This window comes from Glycomyces artemisiae, from assembly GCF_003002955.1.
In the GTDB taxonomy this organism is placed as follows: Bacteria; Actinomycetota; Actinomycetes; order Mycobacteriales; family Micromonosporaceae; genus Glycomyces; species Glycomyces artemisiae.
Genome location: NZ_PVTJ01000008.1, coordinates 163,107 through 184,047, shown reverse-complemented (window position 1 = coordinate 184,047; position 20,941 = coordinate 163,107). Strand labels below are relative to the sequence as shown.

The 20,941-nt window shown below is 71.8% G+C and carries 16 protein-coding genes; 6 read left to right on the top strand and 10 right to left on the bottom strand.

What is annotated here, in order from left to right; genetic code table 11:
• Positions 1–17 precede the first annotated feature (17 nt).
• The 5 genes from B0I28_RS20110 to B0I28_RS20090 form a co-directional block, all read right to left on the bottom strand.
• Positions 18–1,289, bottom strand: a complete 1,272-nt coding sequence (locus tag B0I28_RS20110) for a glycoside hydrolase family 16 protein (RefSeq protein ID WP_106365636.1) — start codon at positions 1,287–1,289, stop codon at positions 18–20.
• Between the two features lie 166 nt (positions 1,290–1,455).
• Positions 1,456–2,349, bottom strand: a complete 894-nt coding sequence (locus B0I28_RS20105; protein WP_106365635.1) for a carbohydrate ABC transporter permease — start codon at positions 2,347–2,349, stop codon at positions 1,456–1,458.
• Positions 2,349–3,332: a carbohydrate ABC transporter permease gene (locus tag B0I28_RS20100; protein WP_106365634.1), complete on the bottom strand. Its 984-nt coding sequence runs from the start codon at positions 3,330–3,332 to the stop codon at positions 2,349–2,351. The genes B0I28_RS20105 and B0I28_RS20100 overlap by 1 nt, the downstream gene beginning before the upstream one ends.
• Positions 3,333–3,348: 16 nt before the next feature.
• The gene (locus tag B0I28_RS20095; RefSeq protein WP_106365773.1) at positions 3,349–4,698 is read right to left on the bottom strand and encodes an ABC transporter substrate-binding protein; all 1,350 of its coding nucleotides are present in this window, start codon (positions 4,696–4,698) and stop codon (positions 3,349–3,351) included.
• Between the two features lie 42 nt (positions 4,699–4,740).
• A complete protein-coding gene (locus B0I28_RS20090) occupies positions 4,741–6,378 on the bottom strand; it encodes a glycoside hydrolase family 13 protein (RefSeq protein ID WP_106365633.1) in 1,638 nt (545 codons plus the stop codon).
• A 182-nt stretch (positions 6,379–6,560) separates the two neighbouring features.
• On the opposite strand from B0I28_RS20090, the gene B0I28_RS20085 reads away from it, so the two are divergent.
• Together B0I28_RS20085 and B0I28_RS20080 are read left to right on the top strand one after the other, a co-directional pair.
• On the top strand, positions 6,561–7,580 hold the full coding sequence (locus B0I28_RS20085) for a LacI family DNA-binding transcriptional regulator (RefSeq protein WP_106365632.1): 1,020 nt from the start codon (positions 6,561–6,563) through the stop codon (positions 7,578–7,580).
• 38 nt (positions 7,581–7,618) lie between these two features.
• Entirely contained in the window at positions 7,619–8,071 is a 453-nt protein-coding gene (locus tag B0I28_RS20080; RefSeq protein WP_106365631.1) for a globin domain-containing protein, read from the top strand.
• 42 nt (positions 8,072–8,113) lie between these two features.
• Here the strand turns inward: B0I28_RS20080 and B0I28_RS20075 are convergent, their stop codons facing one another.
• The 4 genes from B0I28_RS20075 to B0I28_RS20060 all read right to left on the bottom strand — a co-directional run bounded on the left by B0I28_RS20075 (position 8,114) and on the right by B0I28_RS20060 (position 13,039).
• A complete protein-coding gene (locus tag B0I28_RS20075; RefSeq protein WP_106365630.1) occupies positions 8,114–9,466 on the bottom strand; it encodes a GH1 family beta-glucosidase in 1,353 nt (450 codons plus the stop codon).
• A 14-nt stretch (positions 9,467–9,480) separates the two neighbouring features.
• Positions 9,481–10,545, bottom strand: a complete 1,065-nt coding sequence (locus tag B0I28_RS20070; protein ID WP_219926881.1) for a carbohydrate ABC transporter permease — start codon at positions 10,543–10,545, stop codon at positions 9,481–9,483.
• Positions 10,542–11,525 (bottom strand): carbohydrate ABC transporter permease, encoded by a 984-nt coding sequence (locus tag B0I28_RS20065; RefSeq protein ID WP_106365629.1) that lies wholly within the window; start codon positions 11,523–11,525, stop codon positions 10,542–10,544. Before B0I28_RS20065 ends, B0I28_RS20070 begins: the two co-directional genes overlap by 4 nt.
• Before the next feature lie 107 nt (positions 11,526–11,632).
• Entirely contained in the window at positions 11,633–13,039 is a 1,407-nt protein-coding gene (locus B0I28_RS20060) for an ABC transporter substrate-binding protein (RefSeq protein ID WP_219926880.1), read from the bottom strand.
• Positions 13,040–13,254: 215 nt separating this feature from the next.
• Here B0I28_RS20060 and B0I28_RS20055 point away from each other — a divergent pair, with 215 nt between their 5' ends.
• The 4 genes from B0I28_RS20055 to B0I28_RS20040 all read left to right on the top strand — a co-directional run bounded on the left by B0I28_RS20055 (position 13,255) and on the right by B0I28_RS20040 (position 18,464).
• The gene (locus B0I28_RS20055; protein ID WP_106365628.1) at positions 13,255–14,430 is read left to right on the top strand and encodes an ROK family transcriptional regulator; all 1,176 of its coding nucleotides are present in this window, start codon (positions 13,255–13,257) and stop codon (positions 14,428–14,430) included.
• A gap of 67 nt (positions 14,431–14,497) precedes the next feature.
• Entirely contained in the window at positions 14,498–17,044 is a 2,547-nt protein-coding gene (locus B0I28_RS20050) for a sensor histidine kinase (protein ID WP_106365627.1), read from the top strand.
• A complete protein-coding gene (locus B0I28_RS20045; protein ID WP_106365626.1) occupies positions 17,041–17,715 on the top strand; it encodes a response regulator in 675 nt (224 codons plus the stop codon). Before B0I28_RS20050 ends, B0I28_RS20045 begins: the two co-directional genes overlap by 4 nt.
• 167 nt (positions 17,716–17,882) lie before the next feature.
• Positions 17,883–18,464: a hypothetical protein gene (locus B0I28_RS20040; protein ID WP_146148174.1), complete on the top strand. Its 582-nt coding sequence runs from the start codon at positions 17,883–17,885 to the stop codon at positions 18,462–18,464.
• On the opposite strand, the gene B0I28_RS20035 is transcribed toward B0I28_RS20040, so the two are convergent.
• Positions 18,458–20,914, bottom strand: coding sequence for a polysaccharide lyase 8 family protein (locus B0I28_RS20035; RefSeq protein ID WP_106365624.1), 2,457 nt, complete (start codon positions 20,912–20,914; stop codon positions 18,458–18,460). The two genes, B0I28_RS20040 and B0I28_RS20035, sit on opposite strands and share 7 nt — an antisense overlap.
• Positions 20,915–20,941: the final 27 nt, after the last annotated feature.

Here is a 20,941-nt window from a genome sequence, read left to right as displayed (position 1 = left end):
GCCCTTCTCGTGTCAGGTCAGCGGAACCACTTCTGGGCGGCGTTGCCGCTGCACGTCACGATCTGGAGGTTCGTGCCGTCGGCGGAGTTCGCCCATGGGACGTCGAGGCATTTGTTCGCCTGTGGATTGACGATGTCGTTCGCGGTGGAGAACGCCCACTGCTGGGCGCCGGTGCCGTTGCACGTCCACAGCTGGACCGGGGTCCCGTCGCCGGTGGCGCCGCCCTTGACGTCGAGGCACTTGCCGAGCGCGCGGAGGGTGCCGTCGCCGGGGGTGGTCCACTTCTGGGCGTTGGTGCCGTTGCAGGTGTACAGCTGCACCGGGGTGCCGTCGGCGGTCCCGGAGCCCTCCACGTCGAGGCACTTCCCGGCCAGGCCGGTGATCGCGCCGCCCGAGGAGGCCGCGCCGGAGTAGACGCGCACGTAGTCGATCTTCATCGTCTGCGGGAACTGCGTCGAGCCGTCGGGGTAGCCGGGCCAGTTGCCGCCCACGGCGACGTTGAGCAGCAGGAAGAACGGGTGGTCGAAGACCCATTCGTTGCCGCCGATGTCCGCGGCGGTCTTGGTCTGGTAGGTGGTGCCGTCGACCGACCAGGAGATCGAGGTCGGGGTCCAGTTGACGGCGAAGGTGTGGAAGCCGTTCGCGAACGGCTCGCCGATCGTGTAGGTGCCGCCGGGGCCGGCGCCGCCGGAGTAGCCGGGGCCGTGGATGGTGCCGTGCACCGAGTTCGGCTCGAAGCCGACGTTCTCCATGACGTCGATCTCGCCGGACTGGGGCCAGCCGACCGAGCCGATGTCGTCGCCGAGCATCCAGAACGCGGGCCAGATGCCCTGGCCGCGCGGGATCTGGATGCGGGCCTCGAAGGTGCCGTACGCCTGCGTGAACTTGCCCTGGGTGAGCAGTCGCGCCGAGGTGTACTGGCAGGTGCCGTACCAGCACTGGTAGCCCGCGGGGTTCTCCTTGCGGGCGGTGATGACCATGTTGCCGTTGCCGTCGTGGGCGGCGTTCGACGTCGAGTTGGTGTAGTACTGGTGCTCGTTGTTGCCCCAGCCGCCGCCTCCGGTGTCGAAGTTCCACTTCGAGGAGTTCGGGGCGGTGCCCGCGGCGGCGTTGAACTCGTCGCTCCAGGTCAGCGCCTGGGCCGAGACCTGCTCTTGGATCTGGGGCTCGTAGGTCTCGGAGGCGCCCGCGGCGACGATGCCGACCGTGGCGGCCGCGGTCGCGGCGACGACGGCGGTGGCGATCGCGAGGGCCCTGCGGATGGGTCTGCGGACTCGGGGTGGTCTCACGGAGGCGTCCTCTCGTTCCGTGGAGGAGAGCGCGCGTCACGGCGGGGCTACGCTGAGAGAGCGCTCTCTCTAAATATTCCTGTCTTTTTAGCATCGGGATAGACCATTGTCAATAGGGCAAGCGGGACATGCCGAACAGGGGCGGGGCTCCTCCCCCGCCCCCGCCTCAGCCCTTGACGGCGCCGCCGAGCCCGGCGCTGGACAGGAACAGGCGCTGGAACACCAGGAACAGCGCGATCGGGATGAGCGAGGAGATCGCCAGCGCCGCGAGGAACACGTCGAGCTCCACGAACTGCTGGAGCGCGGGCAGGCGCACCGACAGCGGTTGGAGGGCCGGGTCGGGGAGGACGAGCATCGGCCACAGGAAGTCCTTCCAGGACGCGATGACCGCGAAGACCGAGACGACGCCGATGACCGGGCGGGACATGGGCAGCACGATCGACCAGAACAGCCGGTAGGGCCCGGCGCCGTCCACGCGGGCCGCTTCGAAGACCTCCCTGGGGAGGTTCGCGAAGAACCGCTGCATGAGCAGGACGTTGAAGGCGTTGGCCCCGGCGGGGAGCCACACGGCCCAGAACGTGTTCAGCATCGAGGTCCCCACGACGGGCGGGTCGAGGATCGTCAGGTACAGCGGGACGAGGAGGACCACGCTGGGCACGAACAGGGTCGCCAGGACCGCGCCGGAGAGGTAACGGCCCAGGCGGGGGCGCAGGACGGCGAGGGCGTAGCCGCCGGTGGCGGCGACGAGGAGCTGCACGGCCCAGGACCCGGCGGCGAGCGCGATCGTGTTGAAGAAGTACTTGTCGATCTCGACGCGGGTCCAGGCCTCGGCGAGGTTGGCGAGGTCGATGCCGTTGGGCCACAGGGCCATCGGGTGGCGGAGCGTGTCCTGGGTGGGGGTGACGGCGGCCTTGGCGAGCCACAGCATCGGGCCGAGCCCGGCGACGGCGAGGATCGCCAGGAGCAGGCCGTGGAGGAGGCGGGTGGACCAGCGGACGCTGGCGCGCTTGCGGTCGGTGGGGGCGAGCAGGCCCCGGTCGGTGGTCGTCTGGGCCGCCATCAGCTGCTCCATTTCCTGGTGAGGCGGAAGTACAGCATGGAGAACGCGGCGAGGACCACCGCGAGCATGAGGCTGAGCGCGGCCGCGGCGCCGTAGTCGCCGCCGAGGGAGTTGGTGAACGCGTACCGGTAGATGAGCAGCAGCAGCGTCAGGGTCCGGTTGGCGGGGCCGCCGTCGGTGAACAGGAACGGCTCCAGGAACACCTGCGCGGTGCCGATGATCTGGAGGATGAACGTGATGAGCAGGACCCCGCGCAGCTGCGGGAGGGTGATGTGCCAGAGCTTGCGCCACACGCCCGCGCCGTCGATCTCGGCGGCCTCGTAGAGGCTCGGGTCGACGCCGACGAGCGCGGCGAGGTAGATGATGACGGTGCCGCCCGCGGCGGCCCAGGTGGCTTCGAGGACCAGGGAGGGCATGACGACGTCGGCGTCCTGGAGCCAGGCGACGGGGCCGAGGCCGAACCAGCCGAGGATGGTGTTGAAGACGCCGTCCTCGCCTGCGTCGTAGAACAGCTTCCACAGCAGGACGGCCACGACGGGCGGGACGACCACGGGCAGGTAGGCGAGGGCCGAGAACAGGCCGCGGGCCTTGCGGACCTCGCTCATGAGGACCGCGGCCACCAGCGGCACGGGGTAGCCGAAGAGGAGGGCCAGCAGCGCGAAGTACCCGGTGTTCTGGATCGCGGTCCACAGCTGCGGGTCGGCGAAGACCTGCTGGAAGTTCGCGAAGCCGACGAAGACGGGGTCGGTGACGAGGTTGGTGCGCTGGAAGCTCATGACGACGGCGCGTCCGATGGGGAGCCAGGAGAACACCCCGAAGACGATGAGCATGGGCGCCAGGAAGACGAGCGTGTGGAGCCCGGAGCGGGCGCGGGCGAGGCGGGCGCGCGGTCGGCCCGGCCGGGCCGCACGGGGCGGCCCGGCCTGGTGTCCCGCGACTCCGCCTCCGGAAGCGCCGGAGGTGCGGATGTCGGTGGTGGTCATGTTCGGTGCCTTCGGGTTACGCGGCGGCGTCCATGGCGGCCTGGGCGTCGGCCTGGGCGGTCGCCAGGAGCGCGTCGATGTCGGCGCCCTCGTCGGTGAGGACGGACTGGACGACGGTGTCGAGGACGGCGTAGACCTCCTGGGTGGCGGTCACGGGCTCGTTGACGAGCGGCTGGGCGAACACCTGGGAGGTGTAGGGCGCCATCTGGTCGACGGGCACGTTCACGTACTCGGCGATCCAGGACTGCTGCTCGTCGTAGGTGGCCTGGTCGAACACGGGCAGCTCGGGGGCGCCGACGGGCTGGCCGGTCTCGGCCTTCACCTCGGCGTCGGCGACGGCCGCGGCCTGGTCGGTGAGCTTCTCCATGTAGTAGAAGTCGATCCAGGCGACCGCGGCCTCCTGCTCGGCGGGCTCGGCGTTGGGGCTGACGGCGGCGAGGGTGCCGCCGCCGAGGACCCCGGCGTCGGGCGCGTCGGCGAGCGGGAGGACGGTGAGGCCGTAGTCGTCGGGGTTGAGGCCGTTCTGGGTGAACAGGTTCCCGTAGTTGCCGCCGCCGGAGACGTACATGCCGATGCGGCCCGCGGCGAAGTCCTGGTTGATGCCCGCCCAGTCGTACTGGAGGGTGTCGCCCATGGAGTCGTCGTCCCAGCGCATGGCCTGGAGCTGGGCGAGGGCCTCGCGCATCTGCGGGGTGTCGATGGTGGCGGTCCCGGCGTCCTCGGTGCGCCCGCCGAGGGCGTCGACGACGGTGGTGAGGATCCATCCGCCGGTGTTGCCGTTGGTCATCGTCGCGTACCCGGCCTCGCCGGTGGCGTCGCTGATGGCCTTGGCGGCGGTGCGGACCTCGTCCCAGGTGGTCGGCGGGGCGTCGGGGTCGAGCCCGGCCGCCTCGAAGAGGGTCCGGTTGTAGTGGAGCCCTTGGCCGTAGGCGGCGATCGGGATCGCCCACAGGTTCCCGTCGGCGTCCTCGCCCGCGGCGGCGATGTTCGGGTTGAACGCGTCGCGGTAGGGCAGTTCGGCGGTGTACGCGGAGATGTCGGCGATCTGGCCGCGCTCGATGAGGCCGCGCCCGTCGGTGAAGGGGATGGAGAACACGTCGGGGAGGGTGCCGCCCGCGAGCTGCGCGGTGAAGGTCCCGGCGGTCCAGGTGTACTCCTGGGTCTCCACGTCGATGTCGGGGTTGGCGTCCTCGAACTGCTCGACGCGGGCGTTGAACGCGTCGATGGCGGCCTGTTCGAGCCCGGCGTCGATGGTGACGGTGATGTGGGTCTTGCCGTCGTCGGGGCCGTCGTCCGAGCAGGCCGCGAGGCCCAGGGCGGTGAGGGCGGCCGCGGTGACGGCTGCGGCGGTGCGAGAGGTAAGCATCATTGCTCCTTGTCGGTTCCTTTGTGATGGAGGGGTTTCGGCTCAGACCCGCAGCCACGCGGCGGCGTCGCCGGGCAGGCGGTCGCCGCCGAGGGGGGCGCTGGCGAGCAGCACTCCCTTGTGGGCGGGCAGGTCGATCGGGTCGTCGCCGAAGTTGACGACGCATTGGAGGTCGGCGCCTCTGGTGAAGGCGAGGACTCCGGGTGCGGCGTCGGCCCAGGCGAAGTCCGGGCCCCGGAGGGCGGGTTCGGTGCGGCGCAGGCGGATCGCTGCGCGGTAGAGGTGCAGGAAGGAGTCCGGGTCGGCCTCCTGGAGGGCCGCGGCGTGCGCGCCCCATCCGGCGGGCTGGGGCATCCAGGCGGGGGTGCCGGTGGTGTTGAAGCCGTAGGTGGGGCCGTCGGGGGTCCACGGGAGGGGGACGCGGCAGCCGTCGCGGCCGGGGTCGACGCCGCCGGAGCGGAAGTGCATGGGGTCCTCGCGGGCGCCTTCGGGGAGGTCCTCGACTTCGGGGAGGCCGAGTTCGTCGCCCTGGTAGATGTAGAGGACGCCGGGCAGGGCGGCGGTGAGCAGGGCGGCGGCGCGGGCCCGGCGGGCGCCGAGCGCAAGGTCGGTGGGGGTGCCGAACCGCTTGGCGGCGAAGGAGAACGAGGAGTCCTCGCGGCCGTACCGGGTGACCGGGCGGGTGACGTCGTGGTTGGACAGGACCCAGGTCGGGGGCGCGGTGACGGCGGCGTGGGCGGCGAAGGTGGACGCGATCGAGTCGCGGATCGCGCCGGCCTCCCAGGGCCGGGACATGAAGTCGAAGTTGAAGGCCGTGTGCATCTCGTCGTCGCGCAGGTAGCGGACGAACCGCTCGGTGTCCTCAAGCCAGACCTCGCCGACGAGGAGGCGGGGCTCGTCGTAGGAGTCGGCGATCTTGCGCCAGCGGCGGTAGACGTCGTGGACCTCGTCGCGGTCGTTGTGCGGGTGCTCGCCGGGCCCGTGGTGTTCGGCCAGGTCGGGCAGGTCGGGGTCCTTGGCGAGCATCGCGGCCGAGTCGATGCGCACGCCCGCGACGCCGCGGTCGTACCAGAACCGCAGGACCGCCTCGTGCTCGGCGGCGACGTCGGGGTGGTTCCAGTTGAGGTCGGGCTGCTCGGGGGTGAACAGGTGCAGGTACCACTGTCCGGGGGTCCCGTCGGGGCCGGTCGTGCGGGTCCAGGTCTCGCCCGCGAAGCTGGAGACCCAGTTGGTGGGGAGGCCGTCGCCGTGCTCGCCTTTGCCGTCGCGGAACCAGAACCGGTCGCGGGCCGGGTCGCCGGGGGCCGCGGCCAGGGCCTCCTGGAACCAGGGGTGCTGCGCGGAGATGTGGTTGGGGACGACGTCGACGATGGTGCGGATGCCGAGCGCGAGGGCGGCGGCGATGAGGGCCTCGGCGTCGGCGAGGGTCCCGAACGCGGGGTCGATCTCGCGGTAGTCGGCGACGTCGTAGCCGCCGTCGGCCTGCGGCGAGCGGTACCAGGGGGTGAACCAGAGCGCGTCGACGCCGAGCGCGGCGAGGTAGGGCAGGCGCTCGCGCACCCCGGCGAGGTCGCCGGTGCCGTCGCCGTCGGCGTCCGCGAAGCTGCGCGGGTAGACCTGGTAGATCACCGCGTTGCGCCACCACTCGGGGGCGGCGTCGGGCTGCTGCGACTCGTGCAAGGTGGGTCCGTTCGGGTCGTCGGGGCGCGCTCGGGCGCACTGAAGGCAGGGGTCGGTACGCGGTGGAAGCCCAGCACATGCTAGGTTTAGCGCTATACCTTGGTCGGTAGCGTAGACGACGGGTGTCAGACTTGTCAACGGCGGGGGTGCGGTAACCGCTCGCCCGATGGAGAGGAGCCCCCTTGGGCGTCACGCTGAAGGACATCGCGGCGGAGGCCGGCGTCAGCCTCATGACCGTGTCCAACGTGGTCAACGGCAAGCAGGCGAGGGTCTCGGCGGCCACGCGCGAGCGGATCATGCGCATCGTCAAGGACCGCGGGTACGTCCCCTCGGCGTCGGCGCGCAGCCTCGCCGCGAAGTCCTCGCGGCTCGTCGGCCTGCTCGTGCCCGCCGTCGGCGAGTCGAGCCTGACGATCGACCCGCACACCGTCGAGGTCGTCGGCATGCTGGAGCGCGAGCTGCGCCGCCTCGACTACCACCTCATGCTCCGCGGGATCTCCCGCCGCGGCGAGATCACCGAGGCCCTCCGGTCCTGGAACCTCGACGGCGCGGTCCTGCTGGGCTTCAACGACATCGAGATCGACCGGCTCGACGCCGCCGACGTCGGGGACGTCGCCATGGTCGCCATGGACTCCTACTCGGCGAACCCCCTCGCGATGGAGGTCCGCTCCGACGACTTCGGCGGCGCCGTCCTCGCCACCCGGCACCTCGCGGGCCTGGGGCACCGGCGCATCGCCTTCGCCGGTCCCGCGTTCGCCGACACCGGCGTCGTCCACCAGCGCTTCGAGGGGTACCGGCAGGTCCTGGAGGAGCACGGGATCGCGTTCGACCCGGCCCTGGTGTCCGAAGTGGAGACCACGCACGCGGGCGGCTTCGCGTACGGGCGGCGCCTCGCCGCCGAGCGCCCCGATGTGACCGCGGTGTTCACCACCGCCGACATCCTCGCGATCGGCCTCATCGAAGGGCTCGCGGCCGCAGGCAGGTCGGTGCCCCGGGACGTGTCCGTCGTCGGATACGACAACGCCGACCTCGCCGCGCTGGTGACCCCGAAGCTGACCACGGTGGCCCAGGACCTGCCGGGGAAGGCCGCCGAAGCGGTGCGGCTCATGATGGACCGCCTCGCGGGCGGGCCGCGCCCCGAGCGGGCCGTGTCCCTGGACGTGGCGCTCATCGAGCGGGGCACCGCCGGTCCCCCGCCGTAGCGCCCTCGGATGTCGGTGCCCCGTGGCAGGCTGGGGGCATGGACCGGACCGTGTACGAGGCCGCCGGCGGGGCCGCGGCCATGCTCGCGCTCGCCCGCGCCTGGCACCGCCGGTGCCTCCAGGACGAGCTCACCGCCCACCCGTTCAGCCACCCCGGACAGCACCCCCAGCACCTGGAGCGCCTGGCCGCGTACTGGGGCGAGCAGCTCGGCGGGCCCGCCGCCTACACCGGGGCCCTCGGCGACCACAGCGGCGTGCTGCGCATGCACTCGGGCAACGGCGCGCACCCCGAGCTCGACGAGGCCGCCCAGGCCTGCTTCGCGCTGGCGCTGGACGACGCGGGCCTCCCGCCGGACCCGCGGCTGCGGGCGTCCCTGCGGGACTGGTTCCGGTGGGCGACCGCGCTGATGGGATCGCATCCCGACGACGCCGGGGCGGTCGAGGCCGGTCTGGCGCTGCCGAAGTGGGGCTGGGACGGGCCCGAGGCGTGAGCCCGGCCCGCGGCGCCCGGCAAGGGCCGCGGGCCGGGAGTTCTACGCGCTGTAGAGGGCCGCGCCGTTGGAGGCGATGACGCCCCGGTACCACTCGGCGCTGCGCTTGGGCGTGCGCCGCTGCGTGTCGTAGTCGACGCGGACGAGCCCGAAGCGCTTCGAGTAGCCCTCGGCCCACTCGAAGTTGTCGAGCAGGGACCACACGAAGTAGCCGCGGAGGTTCACGCCCTGCTCGATCGCGCGCCCGGCCGCGCGCATGTACCCCTCCAGGTAGGCGACGCGGTCGGCGTCGTCGACCGAGCCGTCGGCGGCCACCGCGTCCTCGAAGGACGCGCCCGACTCGGTGATGTAGACCGGCAGGCCGGTGTACTCGTCGGACAGGCGCGCCAGGACCCGGCGCAGGCTCTCGGGGTGGATCTCCCAGCCGAACCCGGTGACCGGGTTGGCCGGGGGCAGGGCGCGGTTGCCCAGGTGCGCGTCGTCGGGGTCGGCCTCGACGACGAACCGGTGGTAGTGGTTGACGCCCACGAAGTCCAGGGGCGCGGCGATCGTCTCCATGTCCCCCGGCCGCACCGCGTCGAACGCGCCGGTGGGCGCGAAGTGGGCGAGCATGTCCTCGGGGTAGGCGCCGCGGAACAGCGGGTCGAGGAACAGGCGGTTGCCGCCGCCGTCTGAGAGGCGCGCGGCGCGCACGTCCTCGGGCCGGTCCGAGGCGGCCTCGATGTCGGTCATGATGACCGCCGAGCCGATCTTCCCCGCGGGGGCGTGCTCGCGGAGGGCCGCGACGGCGAGGCCGTGGGCGAGGTTGAGGTGGTGGGCCGCGCGCAGCGCCGCGGTCCGGTCCTGGCGGCCCGGGGCGTGGACGCCGGCGTGGTAGCCGAGGAACGCCGCGCACCACGCCTCGTTGACCGGGATCCACTCGTCGACGAGGTCTCCCAGGGCCCGCGCGGTGCGGGCCGCGTAGTCGCCGAAGCGTTCGGCCGTGGCGCGCTCGGGCCAGCCGCCCTCGTCTTCGAGGACCTGCGGGAGGTCCCAGTGGTAGAGGGTGACCGCCGAGCGGATGCCCTTGTCCCGCAGGTCGGCCAGCAGCTCGCGGTAGAACGCGACCGCCGCGGGGTTGAGGTCGCCGCGCCTGGACGGCTGGAGGCGCGACCACGACACCGAGAGGCGGTAGGCGTTCAGGCCCAGGTCGGCGGCGATGGCGGTGTCCTCGCGCCAGCGGTGGTAGTGGTCGCAGGCGGTGTCGCCGGTGTCGCCGTGCTTGACCTTGCCGGGGGTCGCCGCGAACGTGTCCCAGATGGACGGCCCGCGGCCGCCCTCGGCGGCGGCGCCCTCGATCTGGTAGGCGGCGGTCGAGGCGCCCCACAGGAAGCCGTCGGGGAAGGGACTGGTCATGGTGTGCTCCTTGGTTACTTGTCGACGCCGGTGACGACGATGCCCTGGACGAAGACCCGCTGGGCCGCGAGGAAGATCGCGACGGGCAGGGCCAGCGCCAGGAGCGAGGCGGCGAGGATGAGGTGGGGCTCGGAGTTGTAGACGCCGCTGAAGTAGCTCAGGCCCACGCCGATGGGGACGATGTCGCGGTTCCCGGCGAGGTAGAGCAGCGGCTCGAAGAAGTCGTTCCAGGCGTAGAAGAAGTGGAAGAGGCTCACGGCCGTCAGCGCGGGGATCGACTGCGGGACGATGACGCGCAGGAAGGTGCGGATCGGTCCGGCGCCGTCGATGCGGGCGGCCTCTTCGAGCTCCCTGGGGATCGTCAGGAAGTACTGGCGCAGCAGGAACACGTTGAAGGCGTTGGCGAACAGCTGCGGGACGATGAGCGGCAGGTAGGTGCCGACCCAGCCCATCTGGAGGAACACCGCGTACTTGGGGACGAGGGTGACCGCCGGGGGCAGCAGGATCGTGGCCATGAGGAGGCCGAAGAGGAGGCCGCGGCCGGGGAAGCGGAAGCGCGCGAAGCCGTAGGCGACCCAGGCGGAGGAGGCGACGGTGAAGGCCATGGTCACCAGGGCGTACATGAGGGTCCAGCCGGTGAGGCGCAGGAACGAGATGGTGTTCCACGCTTCGGTGAAGTTGCCCCACTGCGGGTCGAGGCCGGTGACGCGGTCGAGGGTGCGCCAGCGGCCGTCCCATTCGATCGGGCCCGCTTCGGGGTCGTCGGGGTCGATGAAGACGCTGGACTCGCGGCCGGGCTCGATGAGGGCGAGGTCGCGGGTCGAGCCGTCGGGCATGGGGACGGCGTAGACGTCGTGGGTCTCGCCTTCGTAGTCGAAGGTGAGGGCGGAGACGGGCAGGACGCCGGTGTCGGGGTCGGAGACGCCGTCCTTGTCCTTGAGGGACGTGGCGATGCCGTAGCCCAGGGGCATGAGGAACACCGCGGCGAGCAGGAGCGCGCCGAGGGTGGTGCAGAGGGTGAGGAGGGTGCCGCGGCGCCTGCGGCGCAGGGCGTTCTCGGTGGGCTGCGTCGTGGTCACGAGCGCTCCGTTCCGTAGTGGACCCAGTAGCGGGAGGTGCCGAAGAGGACGCCCGTGAGGGCGGCGACGACGATGAAGATGATCCAGGCGAGGGCGGCGCCGTAGCCCATGTCGCCGAAGACGAACGCCTGCTGGTAGAAGTTCACGAGCAGGAAGCGGCTGGCGCCGTCGGGGCGGCCGGTGGCGCCGAAGAGGACCCAGGGGACGACGAAGTACTGGAGGATCGCGACCGAGTCGATCACGAGGTTGAAGAAGATGATCGGGGACAGCAGCGGGAGGGTGACGCTGCGCAGGCGCCGCCACCAGCCGGCGCCGTCGATCTCGGCGGCCTCGTACAGCTCGGTGGGGATGCCCTGGAGTCCGGCGAGGTTGACGACCATGGACTTGCCGATGCCCCACAGGCCGATGAAGCTGAACGCGAAGAGCACCAGGATCGGGTTGTCGAACCAGCGGATGCCGTCGGTGCCGGTGGCGTGGACGCCGGTGAGGCCGATGAGCCGGTTGACCCAGCCGGTCTGGGGGTTGAGGACCTGCTGCCAGATGAGGACGCCGGCGACGAGCGGGATCATCGAGGGCGCGTAGAACAGCAGCCGGAAGAACGCGGTGGCGCGCAGGTGCTTGGAGTTGAGCAGGAGCGCCAGCGCGAGGGCGACGACCATGCTCAGGGGCAGGAACAGGACGGTGAAGCGGAACGTGGCCGCGAGGGAGGTCCACGTGTCGGGGTCGGCGAGGGCGCGTTCCCAGTTGGAGGTGCCGGCGAAGGTGGTGGCGCCGGGGTCGGTGAGCTGGAAGTCGAGGGTGGAGAAGACGAGGGAGGCGCCGATGGGGACGGCCGAGAAGAGCAGGAAGCCGAGGATCCAGGGGCTGATGAAGAAGTAGCCCCAGCGGGCTTCGCGGCGCTGCATCGGCCCGGCGGGCCGGGTGGGGCGGCCGCCGCGCCGCCGCCGCGCGGTGAGGACCGCGTCGGTGAGACCGGACATGGGTGGTGGGCCTTTCGGAAGGCGGAGTGGGGGTGCCGGGCGGGCGGCGTGGCGCCCGCCCGGCGGGGAGGGGGCCCGGGGGTCTGGTCCGGGCCCGGTGATTGCGGTTATTCGGCGGCGTCGAAGACCGCTTGGAGGTCGGCTTGGAGGGCGGCGAGCTCGGTCGGGATGTCGAGGCCGTCCTCGGTGTTGAACTTGGTGGCGTACTCGGCGAGGACCGCTTCGGCTTCGAGGAAGTTCGGCATGCCGCCTTCGTGGGAGGGGTTGTCGACGTAGGTCATGCCTTCGACGGCGGTGTCCCAGTTGATGTCCTGGCCTTCGAAGTTGGCGGCGCCGACGCGCTCGAAGTAGCCGTCCTGGAGGCTGATGCGGGCGGGCATGCCGCCGTAGGTCTGGGTGAGGTCCTCGGCGGCGTCGCCGATGAGGTAGGTGAGGACGTCGAACGCCTCGTCGGGGTGCTCGGTGTTCTTCGTGATGGAGAAGGTGTCGGCGTGGAGCTTCGCGGTCGTGGTGCCGTCGTAGGAGGGGACGGCGGCGGTGTCCCAGGTGCCTTCGAACCCGGCCATGCAGCAGGTGGCGTACCACAGGTGGGTGTTGGCCATGGCGAGGTTGCCGGACTCGAACCAGGACCCGGCGTTGAGCATGTCGGAGTCGCCGTAGGGGCCGTTGGGGATGAAGTGGTCGGTCCACATGCCGTCGTAGTACCACTGCTGGGCCTCGGCCCAGTTCGCCGGGATCTGGGCGTTGCCGTCGGCGTCCACGAGGGATCCGGCGCCGAAGAGGGTGGACTGGGCGCGGATGTCGGCGAAGACGTTGCCGAACCCGAACTGGACGATGTTCGCGGGGTCGAAGTCGGGGCTGGTGGCGTCGTTGCCGTCGGCGTCGACGGTGAGCTGCTTGGCGAGCTCGGTCATCGTGGCGATGTCCCAGACGTGCTCGGTCCCTTGGGCGTCGATGTAGGGGGCGCCGTACTCCTGGGGCGGGTAGGGCAGTCCGGCCTCGTCGAACAGGTCGAGGTTGATGTAGAGGAAGGACGGGAAGACCGCGAAGGGCAGGCCGATCTGGCCTTCTTCTTCGATGCGGTAGAAGTCGACGAGGGCGGGGTCGAAGTCGGTGAGGTCGTACTCGTTCTCCTCGATGTACGGGGTGAGGTCGAGCCAGGCGCCGGGGAAGGTGGAGCGGCCGCGGATGCCCATGGGGCCGACGATGTCGGGGGCGTCGCCGGTGGCGATCTGGGTGGAGAGGATGTTCGGGGCCTGGTCGGCGTCGACGATCTCCAGGACCAGTTCGATGTCGTCCTGGGAGGCGTTGAACTCCTCGACGATCGCTTCCTGGGCGGGGATGGTCGGGGCGTCTGAGCCGGCGCCCATGCCGACGAACCAGCGGATCTCCACTTTGCCGGAGGCGCTGGAGCCGCCGCCGTCGAGGCAGGCGGCGGCGAGGAGGAGTGCGGTGCCGCCGAGTGCGGCGGCCTTGGCTGCGGCCGCGCCGCGGCGGCGGGAAGGTGTGGTCACGGGTGCTCCTTGCTGCGGCCGCGGGGGACGCCTGCGGCCGGGAGGGGATGATTGACGCGGTCCTTTCACCCCCGGAGCGGGGGCCGGATGTAGGCTGGACCAGTAGGTCTACGACTTACTGTTAAGACTTAGATTAAGTAGATCGACTCGTGCCGTCAATCTCCCCGCAATAACGGCATGGCTCCGGACAGGTAACGACACGGACTGGTGGACAGATGGAACGCCCCAAGCGGATGACGACCCGCGACCTCAAGCTCGGCAACCGGATGCGACTGCTGCGGACGCTGTACTTCGAGGGGCCGCTCACCCGCAGGGACCTCGCCCCCGCCACGGGCCTGAGCACCGCGACGGTCTCGAACGTCACCGCCGAGCTCATCGCCGAGGGCATCGTCCGCGAGGCCGGGAAGGTCGACTCCGACGGCGGCCGCCCCCACATCCTGCTCGAAGTGGACCCCGGGCACGCGCTCGTCGTCGGCGTCGACGTCGGCGAGACCCACGTGCAGGTCGAGCTGCTGGACCTCACGCTCGAACCGCGGGCCGCCGCGCGGTACGCGCTCGAAGCGGGCCGTCACGACCCGGCGACGGTCATCGACCGGATCGCCGCCGGTGTCGGGGAGGTGCTCGGCGCGGCAGGCGGCGTCCCGGTCCTCGGCGTCGGCGTCGGCATGCCCGGCATCGTCGAGTACGGGCCCGACGGGATCGTCCACGCCCAGGCGTTCGGCTGGGACGCGGTCCCCTTGGGGCGCCTGCTGGCCGAGCGCCTCGGGCCGCTGCCGGTCCACGTCGAGAACGGCGCGATGACCATGGGCCAGGCCGAACTGTGGTTCGGGGCCGGGAAGGGCGCCTCGAACGCGATCATCGCGCTCATCGGCTCCGGCGTCGGCTCGTGCGTCGTCGCCGACGGCGCCCTCTACCGCGGCGCGGGGTCCAGCGCCGGGGAGTGGGGCCACACCACGATGCGCGTCGACGGGCGCCGCTGCCGGTGCGGGTCCCGCGGCTGCCTGGAGGCGTACGTCGGCGCCGAAGGCGTCCTCGACCGGTTCCTCGCCGCGACCGGCGCCGTCGACCTCGACGGCGGCGAGGAGGCGGCCCTGGAGCGGCTCCTCGACGACCCCGCGGCCGCCGACGTGATCGACGAGACCGTCCGCTACCTCGGCGCCGGACTCGCCGACCTGCTCAACCTGTTCAACCCCGAGCTGATCGTCATCGGCGGCTGGGCCGGGCACCTCCTCGCGGCCCGCCGCCTCGCCGACATCACCGCCGCCACCGGCGAATACGCCCTCAAGCAGCCCTTCGCGACCGCGCGCATCGCCCCCGGGCTCCTCGGCCCCGACGCCGTCGCCAAGGGCGCCGCGACCCCCGTCATCGTCCGGTTCCTCGGCGGCGCTTAGGACCCGTCCTGACACCTTTGACGCGTTCTTGACGGCCGTTCTGGCAAATCGCGGCAATGATGAGTAGGTGCCACGAGGACAGCTCCGGATCTACCTGGGCGCGGCCCCCGGCGTCGGCAAGACCTACGCCGCGCTCGAAGAGGCCCGCCGCCGCGCCGACCGCGGGACCGACGTCGTCATCGGCTTCGTCGAGACCCACGGCAGGCAGGCCACCGCCGACCTCGTCGACGGCCTGGAGACCGTGCCCCGCCGCGCCGTCGAGTACCGGGGATCCTCCTTCGAGGAGTTCGACGCCGACGCGGTGCTGCGCCGCGCCCCGGCCGTGGTGCTCGTGGACGAGCTCGCGCACACCAACGTCCCCGGCTCGCGCAACGAGAAGCGCTGGCAGGACATCGACGAGTTGCTGGACGCGGGGATCGACGTGATCTCGACGGTGAACGTGCAGCACCTCGAATCGCTCAACGACGTCGTCGCCCAGATCACCGGGGTCCCCCAGCGGGAGACCGTCCCCGACGAGGTCGTGCGCCGGGCGGACCAGGTGGAGCTGGCCGACATCACGCCGGAGGCGCTGCGCCGCCGCATGGTCCACGGCAACGTCTACCCGCCGGAGAAAGTCGACGCGGCCCTGTCGAACTACTTCCGGGTCGGGAACCTCACGGCCCTGCGGGAGATCGCCCTGCTGTGGCTGGCCGACAAGGTCGAAGACCAACTCGAAAAGTACCGCGAGGACCAGCACATCACCGCCGTGTGGGAGTCGCGCGAACGCGTCGTCGTGGCCCTGTCGGGCGGCGACGAGGGCGACACGCTCATCCGCCGGGCCGCCCGCATCGCCGCCAGGTCCGGGAACGCCGACTTGAAGGCCGTGTACGTGGCGTCCGGCGACGGCCTCACCAGCGCCAGGTCGGCCCGGAACCTCTCGCGGCAGCGGACCCTTGTGGAGGACCTGGGCGGGACGTACCACCAGGTCGTGGGCGACTCGATCCCCGACGCGCTCCTGGAGTTCGCGCGCGGGGCGAACGCGACGCAACTCGTGCTGGGGGCTTCGCGCCGCGGCCGGTTCGCGCAGGCGCTCTCGCGCGGCGTCGGCGTCACCACCACCGCCCGGTCCGGGAAGATCGACGTGCACCTGGTCAGCCACGAACGCGTCAGGTCCGTCAAGCGGGCCCGGTCAGGCCCGGGCATCGTGGACGCCGCGCGGCGGCGCTTCGGGATCGCGCTCGCGTTCCTGGGGATTCCCGCGCTCGTCACGATTCTCATCCCCCTCCACGAGGACCTGTCGCTGACGACGATGATCCTCATCGTCCTCACCGCGGTCATGGCCCTGACGCTCACCGGCGGCATGTGGCCCGCGCTGCTGGGCGCGCTGATCGGGTTCCTGCTCCTCAACTACTTCTTCGCGACCCCCTACTACGAGTTCAAGATCCACGATCAGGAGCAGGTGGTCGCCCTCGTCGTGTTCGTGGCGCTCGCGCTCGGCGGCGCGGCCGTGGTGAACCTGTCGGCGGCGCGGGCGCGGCTGGCGGCGCGCGCCAGCGCCGAGGCGCAGACCCTCGCGACGCTCGCGGGGAACGTGCTCCGCGGCGGCTCGGGACTCGACGACCTGCTGGAGCAGCTGCGGGAGACGTTCTCGCTCACGTCGGTGACCCTGCTGGAGCGCACGGCGCCGGGCGCGGGCCCGGACGAGCGGCACGACCCGAAGGCGTGGCGCATCGTGGCGCACGCGGGCGCCGCGTGCGGCAGTCCCGGCGCCGCGGAGAACGACCTGCCGATCCGCGACGACCTCGCGATGGCGCTGCGCGGGCACACGCTCGAAGCGGCGGACCGGCGGATCGCGCAGGCGTTCGCGATGCACGCCGCCGCCGCGCTGGAACGCGAACGCCTTGAACGCCAAGCGGAGGCGGTCGAGCGGCTCACCGATGCGGACAAGCTCCGGACCGCGCTGCTGGCCGCGGTCTCGCACGACCTGCGCACACCACTGGCCTCCGCCCGGGTCGCCGTCTCCAGCCTCAAATCCACCGGAGAGCTGTTCACCCCCGGAGAACGCATGGAGCTCCTGGATTCAGCGGAGCAGTCACTGTCGCGACTGACCGGCCTGGTCGACAACCTGCTCGACATGAGCCGCCTCCAAGCAGGCGTGCTCGGCGCCGACCCCGTACCGATCGCCCTCGACGAAGCCGTCCCGTGGGCGCTCGACGAAATCGGCGAGGCCGCGGCGGATGTGCGGCTCGACGTGCCCGCGGACCTGCCGGAGGTGATGGCCGATCCGGGTCTGCTCCAGCGGATCCTGGTGAACGTCATCGCCAACTCGCTGCGGTACAGCCCCGAAGGGGAGCCGCCGCGGCTGACGGCGGGCATCCACGGCGGGACGGTGGAGCTGCGGGTGATCGACCGCGGCCCCGGCGTCCCTGACGAGGACCGCGAGACGATGTTCCGGCCGTTCCAGCGGCTCGGCGACCGCGACAACACGACCGGCGTCGGCCTCGGCCTCGCGCTCTCGCGCGGCCTGGCCGAAGCGATGGGCGGGACCCTGGGGCCGGAGGCGACTCCGGGCGGCGGGCTGACGATGGTGCTGGCGCTGCGGATTGCGGCGCCTGATGGAGAGGGTGCGGAGTGATCAAGGTCCTGGTAGTCGATGACGAGCCGCAGATCGCGCGGGCGCTGCGGATCAACCTGGCGGCGCACGGGTACGAGGTGACGACCGCGGCCGACGGCGCGCAGGCGCTGCGCGCTGCCGCGGCGGTCGTCCCTGATCTGGTGGTGCTCGACCTGGGCCTGCCGGACATGGACGGCGCCGAGGTGATCGAGGGCCTGCGCGGCTGGTCGAAGGCGCCGATCCTGGTCCTGTCGGGCCGGGCCGCGAGCGCCGAGAAGATCGCCGCGCTGGATGCGGGCGCGGACGACTACGTGACCAAGCCGTTCGACATCGGCGAGCTGCTCGCGCGGGTCCGGGCGGCCACGCGCCGGTCGGGGCCGGGCGCGGAATCGCCGGTGACGGCGATCGGCCCGGTCACTGTGGACTTGTCGGCCCGGGAGGTCCGCAAGGACGGCGACGAGGTGCGGCTGACGCCGACCGAGTGGCAGCTCCTTGAGGTGCTGCTGCGCAATCCGGGGAAGCTCGTGAGCCAGCGCGAGCTCCTCCACCGCGTCTGGGGCCCCAACTACGACCGCGAGACGAACTACCTGCGCCAGTACATGGCCCAGCTGCGCCGCAAACTGGAGGCGGACCCGGCGCGGCCGGTGCACCTGCTGACAGAGCCCGGTATGGGGTACCGGTTCCGGCCGTAGGCCGGTCAGCGGCGCAGTCGGCCGTAGGCCGGGTCGGAGGCGCAGTCGGCCGTAGGCCGGTCAGCGGCGCAGTAGGCCGTCGGTTCGTGCCAGGTGGCGCGGCGCGGTCCCCCGGGCGCGCTTCCTCCTCCTACAGTGGGCGGCGGACCCCCTGAAAGGAGACCGAGATGAGCGGTGCCGATATGAAACCCGGTGCGCTGGAGGCCGGGACGGCGTTCCTGTGGGGCGCGACCGCGGTCCTGGCGGCCGCGGCGGCGGTGCGGGTGGTCCTGTACGGCGCGTTCAAGGACGCGCAGTTCGAGGCGTGCGACGCGGTCTTCAACGCGTCGCCGACCGGGAACTGGCCCGACGATTCGTCACCGTGCGAGCAGCTCAGTCCGCTGGGCTGGTTCCTGCCGTACTGGGGCGCGATCGCCGCTGCGGTGGTGTGCTTCGCGCTCCTGCTCGCGGCGGCGATCGGCACCGGCCGGGGCCGCGCGGGCGCGCGGACCCTCGCCGCCGTCAGCGCCCCGCTCGCGGTGGCCCTGTGGGCGGTCCCGGGACTGCTGGACCTCGGCTGGGTCTTCGCCGAGGCCGGCGCCAACGACGCGGACACCGAAGTCGTCGCGTACCTCCGCGACCACTTCCCGGCCTGGTTCGGCGCGGGCGAGACGACGCTCCAGATCGTCTTCATCGTCGTTGCCGCACTGGCCCTGTGGCTGCTGTACCGCCCCGGCGTCGGCGCTTATCTCAAGCGCGACGATCAGTAGCCGATGGTGGCGGTCAGGGTCTGGCCGCCGGTGTCGGTGAGGTCGACTGTGAGGCGGGCCCGGTCGCCGGCCTCGATCTCGAAGCCGTCGCCTTCCATGACCTTCGTCGCTGCGAAGGGCAGTTCGATGACGACTTTGCCTGCGGTGCGGCCGGGGTCGGCGACGGCGATCGCGGCGGCGGCCTCCTGGGGGCTGAGCACGATGGAGACGGGTGTGTCGCACGCGATCCCGCCCGCTTCGCCGGCCTCCCAGAAGTGCGCGGCGATGACGCCCGCTTCGGTGTCCTCGACGGCCTGGACGGTGGCGGTGTTGGCGAGGATCCTGATGCGGTCGCCTCCGGCGAGGGTCGCGGTCGCGGGCGCGTCCACAGCGGGCAGCAGGATGTACGCGTAGGAGGCGTCAACGGGCGAGACGCCGTGGTCGAACCAGAGGGTGGCGTAGCGGCGGGTGTGGACGGTGGTGTCGCCGCCGCCGGTGGTGGGGCCCTGTTCGATGTCGTTCCAGGCGCCGTCGCGGGATTCGCGCAGGCCGCGCAGACCGGTGGCGCCCTGGGGGAAGACGTAGCCGCCGACGCCGTCGAGGTGGATCCAGCGGGCGTCGTCGAGGTTCGCGGACCAGCCGACGTCGCGCGACTGCGGGTCGCCGTTGACCGACAGGAGCGCGTCGCCGTCCTCGCCGAGGTTGCGGTGCTCCACGGTGGTCTCGATGGTGCGGCCGTCCGAGGCGGTGATGCCCGCGCCGAGGGCGACGACCGCGTCGTGGACGGTGAACCAGGCTTTCTTGGCGCGCAGGGTGGAGCCGTCGGCGATCAGGTCCATCGCGGCGACCGCGTACGTGCCTTCGAGGACGGCGCCTCCGGCGACGGTGTTCTCGGGCAGGTGCTTGACCATGCCCTCCTCGTCGGCGGTGACTTCGCGCTCGCGGGTGTCCACGGTGGTGCCGGGGAGCCGGTAGGGGTTCGCGGTGGGCCAGAACTCGTCGCTGTAGTGGAGGGGGTCGCCGGGCAGGTACAGGTAGGTCATGCCGTCGCCGAGGTACCAGCCGCGGAGGTTCTCCCAGTTGCCCATCTCGTAGGCGGCCACGCGGTTCGAGGACATGGAGAGGGCCCAGGACCAGTCGGTGCGGCGGGCGACGGCGCGGTCCATGTCGGCGAACACGTGCGTGGAGGTGGCGCGGGCGGCGGGCTCGACCGTGTCGTCGGCGAGGATCGCCTTGACGCGGCTGATCCCGGGGATGCCGGCCTCGGCGGCGAACGGGAGGGTCTCCTGCGAGCGCTGGACCCAGCCTTTGACGAGGGAGTGCCAGCGGTCGCGGTAGTCGGCGGGGGCGCCGACGGCGAGGAGCGTTGCGGCCGTGATGAATCCGGTGGAGTTGTGGTAGTCGCGCTGCTCGGGGCGGGAGACGCCGCGGCCGTACACGCAGTCCATGAACAGGCCGTCCTCGACGAACGGCGCGAAGCTCGCCTCGACGGCGTCGTAGAGGACCGGCACGTTGTCGTCGACGACCTCCCCGGCGGACCCGGCCAGGAGCGACACGGCCATGCCCGCGGAGGACAGGAGGGTCGTGCCGTAGGCGGCGGCGTAGGGGACGTCGTCGTGCTGGATGAGCGAGCCGTCGCGGTAGAACCCGTCGCCTTCGGTGACGTACTGGAACAGCGAGTGGCGGCCGTCGTCGACCGTTCCGGAGAGGTCGTCGCGGGCGCGGCGGAGCTTGTCCTCGTCGCGGGCGAGGATGCCGTGGAGGGCGACGATGACGGCCTTGTCGGCGCGGTTGGCGCCGGTCTCGTGGATGTTCGGGTTGACCACGCGCATGTCGGCGTCGGGGCACCAGCGGCCGACGGCGGCGAGGTAGTTCGCGAGCCGCTCGGCGGGGATGCGGTCGTAGAGGATGACGCAGGTCTTCAGCAGTGCCGAGGGGGTGCCGATCTCCCACCAGTACCAGTTGTCGACCTCTTCGGCCTGCTCGTTGTAGCCGCCGTCGTAGAGCAGGGCGAGGGAGTCGACGATCGCGTCGGCGATCTCGTCGCTGGCGTACTGCTCGGTGCCGGGGGTGGCCCAGGCGGTGGCGAGGCGGTAGAGCTGCCGGTAGGAGTTGTTGAAGTTCGACGCCGAGGAGACGGGGCTGAGGTCGGGCCAGACGGCGGTGCGGCCCTCGGTGCGGTCCATGGTCTCCCACAGGACGGCGGACTCGGAGCTGATGCGGCTGATCGCCGGGGCGTACTCGGGGTCGTCGGGGTGGATCTCGCCGCCGACGAACAGTTCGGCGGCGCGCAGGCGCAGCTGGTCGAAGTCGAGCGGGTTGAGCGGGCCCTCGACGCCGGTGATGCGCGGGTCGTCGCCGCGGCCGGAGATGTAGGCGGCGATGCCGACTCCCGCGCCGACCCCAGCGAGGCCCAGGGCCCCTCCCAGCAGCAGCGTCCGGCGGTTGAAAGGGGAGGGCGTTGCAGGCATGCGGCGTCCAAGTCGAGGCGGCGGGGA

Bases quoted from the DNA above. Each gene is read 5' to 3' on its own strand.
- B0I28_RS20105 (WP_106365635.1), bottom strand. From the start codon at position 2,349: ATGGCGGCCCAGACGACCACCGACCGGGGCCTGCTCGCCCCCACCGAC.
- B0I28_RS20100 (WP_106365634.1), bottom strand. From the start codon at position 3,332: ATGACCACCACCGACATCCGCACCTCCGGCGCTTCCGGAGGCGGAGTC.
- B0I28_RS20095 (WP_106365773.1), bottom strand. From the start codon at position 4,698: ATGCTTACCTCTCGCACCGCCGCAGCCGTCACCGCGGCCGCCCTCACC.
- B0I28_RS20080 (WP_106365631.1), top strand. From the start codon at position 7,619: ATGGACCGGACCGTGTACGAGGCCGCCGGCGGGGCCGCGGCCATGCTC.
- B0I28_RS20075 (WP_106365630.1), bottom strand. From the start codon at position 9,466: ATGACCAGTCCCTTCCCCGACGGCTTCCTGTGGGGCGCCTCGACCGCC.
- B0I28_RS20065 (WP_106365629.1), bottom strand. From the start codon at position 11,525: ATGTCCGGTCTCACCGACGCGGTCCTCACCGCGCGGCGGCGGCGCGGC.
- B0I28_RS20055 (WP_106365628.1), top strand. From the start codon at position 13,255: ATGGAACGCCCCAAGCGGATGACGACCCGCGACCTCAAGCTCGGCAAC.
- B0I28_RS20040 (WP_146148174.1), top strand. From the start codon at position 17,883: ATGAGCGGTGCCGATATGAAACCCGGTGCGCTGGAGGCCGGGACGGCG.
- B0I28_RS20035 (WP_106365624.1), bottom strand. From the start codon at position 20,914: ATGCCTGCAACGCCCTCCCCTTTCAACCGCCGGACGCTGCTGCTGGGA.